Annotated in this window: 4 protein-coding genes; 2 read left to right on the top strand and 2 right to left on the bottom strand. The window is 58.9% G+C overall.

The window, feature by feature from the left end:
* On the top strand, positions 1–3,497 hold a 3,497-nt coding region (locus tag B3187_RS13010; protein WP_286806910.1), incomplete at its 5' end, for a glycosyl hydrolase 115 family protein.
* Positions 3,498–3,551: 54 nt separating this feature from the next.
* Here B3187_RS13010 and B3187_RS13015 read toward each other — a convergent pair.
* Together B3187_RS13015 and B3187_RS13020 are read right to left on the bottom strand one after the other, a co-directional pair.
* Entirely contained in the window at positions 3,552–4,391 is an 840-nt protein-coding gene (locus tag B3187_RS13015; protein ID WP_286806911.1) for a sugar phosphate isomerase/epimerase family protein, read from the bottom strand.
* A gap of 46 nt (positions 4,392–4,437) precedes the next feature.
* Positions 4,438–5,967: a rhamnogalacturonan acetylesterase gene (locus tag B3187_RS13020; RefSeq protein ID WP_286806912.1), complete on the bottom strand. Its 1,530-nt coding sequence runs from the start codon at positions 5,965–5,967 to the stop codon at positions 4,438–4,440.
* Between the two features lie 253 nt (positions 5,968–6,220).
* Here B3187_RS13020 and B3187_RS13025 point away from each other — a divergent pair.
* A partial coding sequence (locus tag B3187_RS13025; RefSeq protein WP_286806913.1) for a nuclease-related domain-containing protein occupies positions 6,221–6,669 on the top strand: 449 nt, incomplete at its 3' end.

A 6,669-nucleotide genomic window follows, 5' to 3' on the forward strand; every position in this document is an offset into this window, starting at 1 on the left:
CCCAGGTGTTGGCCGTAGAGGGGGCGGACCCACGCGGTGTGGCCTATGGCGTGTATGAGCTGTCCCGTCGTATCGGCGTTTCGCCCTGGTACTGGTGGGCCGATGTGCCGGTTCAACCTCTGGACGAACTGTATCTGAGCGCCGCTCGCGAACCGATCGATGAGCCGGCGGTGCGCTATCGCGGAATATTCATCAATGATGAATGTTGGGGCCTCGGTGCCTGGGCCCGCAAGACCTTTGATCCGGATACCGGCACTCTCGGCCCGAAAATCTATGAGCGGGTGTTCGAGTTGCTGCTGCGCCTGCGGGCCAACGCTCTCTGGCCCGGCATGCACCCCTGCACCACGCCGTTCCATCAAGTGGAAGGGAACAGTGAACTGGCCGACGACTACGCGATTGTGGTCGGCTCGAGTCACGCCGAGCCCATGTTGCGCAACAACGTTGGTGAGTGGGATCACCCCAAAGATCATTACAACTTCCTGACGCACCGTGACACCGTCATGAATTACTGGGAAGAGCGGGTGAAGGAGCGCCGTTCGGGCGAAAGCCTCTGGACCCTGGGCATGCGCGGCATTCACGACAGCGGCATTATGGGCCCGGAATCCCAGGAAGAACGTCTGGACGTGTTGGAAACGCTGTTTGACGCGCAGCGCGGTCTTCTGGCCAAACATCTTGGCGATGGTGATCCCACCAAGGCGGCACAGATTTTTGTGCCCTATAAAGAAGTGCTCAAGGATTACAACGCAGGCCTGGACGTGCCGGACGATGTGATTATCGTCTGGCCGGACGACAACTTTGGTTATGTGCGCCGCTACGCCACCCCCGAGGAGCGGGAGCGGCCCGGCGGTCTGGGCGTCTATTACCATCAGTCTTATCTGGGCTCACCCTTGTCCTGGCTCTGGTTCGATTCCCAATCGGTATCGTTGGTCTGGTCGGAGATGACCCGCGCTTACGAACAGGGGGCCGAGTCCTTCTGGGTGACCAACGTGGGCGACCTCAAAGCGCACGAACTGAGTGCGGAATTTTTTCTCGACCTCGCCTGGAACGCGGATCGGACCAGCCCCGAGGCACCCATGCAATTTCTGCAGGATATGGCTGCCCGGGACTTCGGGCCCGAATACGCTCATGCGATTGCCGGCATCTGGAAGCGCCACCAGCACCTGGCCTTTGCGCGCAAACCGGAACATCTGCAGTGGCATTTGTCCCTGGAGCCCTACCAACCCACCGAGCTGACCGACGCTGAGATTTATCATCGCCTGAAAGCCTATCAGGATCTGGTGGCGGAGACGGCGCGGGTCGCGAACGACCTGCCGGGCACCGCCCGGGATGCCTTTTACCAACTGGTGGAGTATCCGGTCCGGGCGGCGGCTGCGGCCAACGAGCGCTACTTTCTGATGGAGTTGGCGCGTCGCCAGAATGTCCGGGGCGCGGAGATCGCGGAAACGACCTTTGCCAAAGCCGAAGAGGCCGCGCAGCGGATCGAGGCACTGACGCAGCGATACAATGACGCGATGGCCAATGGCAAGTGGCGGCATATTCTCACCGCCGGTGGGGTATCCCCGGACGATTGGCCACGCTTCCAACCCGAGCCCATTCCACCCCTGGGCTCGCAAAAGGATGCAGTGTGGGAGTCCCTGTCGGAGTCGGACGACAACCGGTTTGAAGCCAATGACGTACCGTCGGGTGCGCAAGCGGGCGATTTCGTTGAATCGCAAGGCGTAGTGTCCATCAACGCCGGACACTTTACCGGCCGCGAAGATCAGGCCGACGGTGGCTGGCGTTCGGTGGAAGGGCTGGGCCGTACCGGTTCAGCCGTCACCCTGTTGCCCTCCACTCTGAATATCGAATCCGGCAGTGCGCCCCGACTGAGCTACCGTTTCCACGTTGCAACCGGCGGCAAAGCGACCGTTCATGTACGACTGCTGCCCACGCATCCGATTGATCCCGGCAATGATCTGCGCCTAGCGCTGGCTGTGGATGATGGTGAACCCCTGCCGCTCGCGGTGACCGAGGGCTTCGATACCTATAGCGAAGAGTGGAAAATGCGAGTCCTGTCCAACGCCACCGAAGCGACGCTTGAGCTGCCGGAGGCACTGGAGCCTGGCTGGCATACGCTGCACCTGGTGGCGGTGGACGCGGGTGTCGTAGTGGATAAAATCGTGATCGATTTCGGAGGGCTCCAACCTTCCTATGACGGTCCTCCCGAAACACGGGTAACGAAACCCGCCGCATCTTCTTACAAATTCGATTTTGGCTCCGGCGCTGTGGCTGAAGATTACGTCGGCATTGGCCCGGATACGCGCTACTCCCCCGAACGGGGCTACGGCTTTGCCAGCGCCAAGACGCCCGAGTGTACAGTGACAGAGCCAGCGGACGAGGCGCTGCGAGGAGATTCCTGTGTGTCTGACGAGGCATTTATGTTTGCGGTCGACGTGCCCGAAGGGAACTATGAGGTAACCCTCCTACTAGGCTCGCCCGATTCCGCTGCGCAGACGACCGTAAAAGCCGAGGCACGCCGCTTGATGTTGCGTTCGGTTTCGACCAATGCGGGAGAGCAGGCGAGGGCGACCTTCACCGTCAATCGAAGGAGCCCGACACTGGGAGATGATCGCCGTGTTGCATTGAACTCGCGCGAACAAGGCCCACCAATAATCGCGCACTGGGATGAGCATTTGACCATCGAATTTCTGGGTAGACCGGCGGCGGTGTCGGCAATGACGATTGAACCGGCGCCGGAGGCGACTACCGTCTTTGTGGCGGGGGACTCGACCGTAACGGATCAACGTAACGAGCCCTGGGCCGGCTGGGGGCAGATGTTGCCCGCTTTTTTCAAGCCGGGTATCGCCATTGCCAACCACGCTGAGTCGGGGCGAGCTCTGTTCAGCTTCGAAGCGGAAAACCGTCTCGAGAAAATCTTTCGCACCATGGAGCGCGGGGATTACCTGTTGATTCAGTTTGGCCACAATGATCAGAAAGACCAGAGCGAGGGCGCAGGCCCCTATACCACCTACGCCGATGATTTGCGCGAGTACATTCAGGCGGTACGTGCCAAGGGCGGTATTCCCGTGCTGGTCACACCCATGGAGCGTCGCCGCTGGAGTGAAGGAAAGCCCGCTGAAACTCTCACCGATTTCGCCATCGCGGTGCGTCAGGTCGGAGAAGAGCAGGGCGTACCGGTTATCGATCTGCACGAGATGAGCCTGGCGCTTTACGCCGCTCTGGGAGAGTCAGGTTCCAGAAAGGCCTTTGTGCATTATCCGGCCAATACCTTTCCCGGTCAGGAGCAGGCGCTGAAAGACGATACACATCACAATCCCTACGGCGCTTACCAGTTGGCTCGCGCTGTCGTAGAAGAGATTCGGAAAAAGGTGCCGGGACTGGCCGATCACTTGCGTGACGATGTGCTCTCGTTTGATCCCGCGGAGCCGGACTTCTCGAGTGCTGTCAGCATACCGGCAAGTCCGGTGTTTCAGCTCGAGAAGCCGGAAGGCAATTGACGGCTCACAATCGGTTGGCCACTCCCAGGGGCGTCACGCTCTCCGGGGAGTGGTTCACCGTGCGCACTCTTGCAGGTGCTCAAGAATACCCTGAGCATTCTCAGGGTTGGTGCTCTCGAGAATGGTATGAATGCCGGGCTTGAGTTTCTTAATCAATGACATCAGATAACGGTGATCCATTTCGCCGGTGCCGGAGGGCAGGTCTCCCTCCTTCATTCCATCCTTGATCACGAAGTCTTTACTGTGTATCGCGACGATACGGTCTCCGAACAGCCTGAAGGCTTCGTCCATCAGTTCCTGTTGTCGATGGCACTGGTCCAGCGGGAAAAAGTTCACCGGGTCGTAAATGACCTGGACATTGGGTGAGTCCACCAGCTCCAGCATGCGTACCATCTTCTCGTAGCTGTGTACCGTATGGTGGTGTGCCACGCCTTCAATACCCACAATGGTGCCGTATTTCTCGGCGGTATCGGCCAAGCGTCGGACGGAATCGACCAACTCCAGAAACGAGGTTTCTTTCTGGCTGTCGGGGTGATAGCTACAATCGCCGTTCTTGGAGCCGGTCTCGGTACCGACAATAGCGCAGCCGAAGTCACGGGCGAAGCGCAGGTGCTCTTCAAAGCGCTGCAGCGCCTGTTCTTTGGTGTCCGGGTCCGGGTGGATCGGATTGATATAGCAGCCCAGCACGGCGATGTTGATCCCCTGTGCGGCAAAGACATCGCGCACATGGTTGGCGAACCCCGGGGTCAGCTGTCCGGGTTGTTCTGCCAGGACCGGAAACGACTTGGCGGGTGCGAGCTGCACGCAGGATACATCGTATTGCCCGAGCTTTGCCGCAATCTCCGCGGGTGTACCCTGACCATAGTCGTGTGCTCTCAGGCCCAAATTCAGCATAAAACGTCTTCCTGTGGTTGATCCGTTCGGTGTCTTGGTGATGCCGTTACAGAATGCCTTCGATCCCCTGGGCGACAATTTTGGCATTCAGCTCGGCACCGTCGCGGGACGTGTGGGTGTGTTTGTCGGCAAAAAAGGCTTCGACCTTTTCCGGCCCCAGCTCGTCATAACGGTCGGCGACCAGCTCGTGCAGATCGATCAGCGCGACGCCGCTTTCCGCCGCGACCTGTCGAGCCCACTGGGGATAACTGTCGTCCGGGCGGGCAATCTGCTCTCCGCTGTCGTCCCAGATTTTCCGGGGCACCGGGGTGGCGAGAATGGGCGTTACACCTCGGGCATAGGCATCGCCAATCATTTTGCGCAGATACCAACCGTATGTGTGAACCGTTTCCGGCTGGCCGGTCAGAAGGTTGTCGATGTCCTGCTCGGCGGCGCCGACCCCCTTGATGGTGCCCCGGGCACGCTCTTCATCATTGAGGGGAGCGGAGTCATTGTGACCAAACTGGATCACCACATAATCGCCCGGGCGCGCCATATTAAGGGCTCGCTCCCAGTGGCCGCCGGTCACAAAGGTCCGGCTACTGAAACCGCCGATGGCGCGATTGACAAAGTTGTAGTCCTCGGCGCTCAGGTACTCGTCAATAAAATCACCCCAACCCCATTGACCACCGGCACCGTCGCCCCAACCGTTGCGCACGGTGGAGTCGCCGACCATAAAAAGGCTGGTCTTCTCGGGGTGGGCGATCACCGGCAGGCGCAGAAACGTCCAATCGTAGGCGGTCACTTCGCGGCCTTTAGCGGAGTACAGGTCTGAAGCGAGGGTGGGGCGCAGCCCCTTCAACGCCGAAACAACAGTCTCGGCATGAAGCTCGGCGCCGGCATCGTTAAAGTGGGTATGGTCTTTCGGGTAAAGCCCGGCCACTTTCTCAGCACCCAGGCGGTCCAGCTTGTCCGCCACCGGGTTGGTCACATCGATAAACGGGGTGTCCAGTTCCCAGGCGAGCTGGTGCATCCAGTAACCGTAGCGGCCGTGGCGACGCTCAACACGGTCATGTTCCCACCGGTTACGGACCGTCATCGACAAAAGGATCGGCGTGGCGTCCTTGGCTTTTACGTCCGCCACCATCTGACGAATATAGTGTCCAAAGGTATACACCGTTTCGTCCTTACCGGTCACCTGGTTGGCGATGTCGGTCTGCTCATCACCCAGACCGGGCAGAGAGCCCCGCGCCCGGCTGTCGTCATTGATCGCCCCGGCATCGTTGTGTCCGAACTGGATCAACACCAGATCCCCGGCCTCGACGTCCTCGATCAGAGACTGCCACAAACCCTCGGTAATAAACGTCCGGCTGCTCCGACCGCCCCGCGCCCGGTTATCCACGACCACTTTGTCCTCATCCAGAAAGCTCTGTAGGGTGGCGCCCCAGCCCTGGTGGTCCTTGTTCTGGTAGGACGCCGCAGTGGAGTCCCCGGCAATAAAGAGGGTCTGGGGGCGCAGCTCTTCGGCGAAGCAGGAAAATGACAGGAGCAGCAGTGCAATCTGGGCGAATCGGAGGGGTATTCCCGGTTTGGTCATAGTGGTGTATCTCTCTATTGGCATGCCTGCCTTGCTGGGTTCAAGGCGCATTCTAAAATCGGGTGACCACTATAGACTCAAAATGATTAATTATGCAATATTGTTATTGATTATGCTGGCTATCGGCAGCGGTTGTTCAATAGAAATACTATTGCCTTTCAACGGCTGAAATAGCCGGACTTTCCAATCTGGGCTAAGCTCTCAAGCTAGAGAGAGGAGGGGATGGGCCCTTCAGGATCAGTATGGAGGCAGCATGGCAGCAATCATTCCAAGCCTGAGCACCATAAGAGGTATGACAACGGGAGAGCGTCGCTTCGGACGTCGCCTGGAGGCGCTTCTCGAAGATGATTATACCGTCTGGTACGACATCCCTGTTGGCCGTCAGAGACGATACCCGGATTTCATTATTCTTCACCCGTCCCGAGGACTGCTGTTTCTTGAGATCAAAGACTGGAAGTTGGCGACCCTGAAGAAGATCAGCAAAGACCGGGTGACGCTGCAGACTCAAAATGGTCTGGATGTGGTGAGCAATCCCCTGGAGCAGGCCAGGCAGTATGCCCAGACGACCGTTAATGTACTGAAAACTGACCCTCAGCTTCGACAATCCGAGGGCCGTTATCAAGGCCGACTGTGTTGCCCCTATGGTTACGGCGTGGTCCTGACCAATATCACTCGACAGCAGTGGAACAAAGCGTTGCCGGT

This window comes from Marinimicrobium sp. UBA4209, from assembly GCF_002381585.1.
Lineage (GTDB): Bacteria > Pseudomonadota > Gammaproteobacteria > Pseudomonadales > Cellvibrionaceae > Marinimicrobium > Marinimicrobium koreense.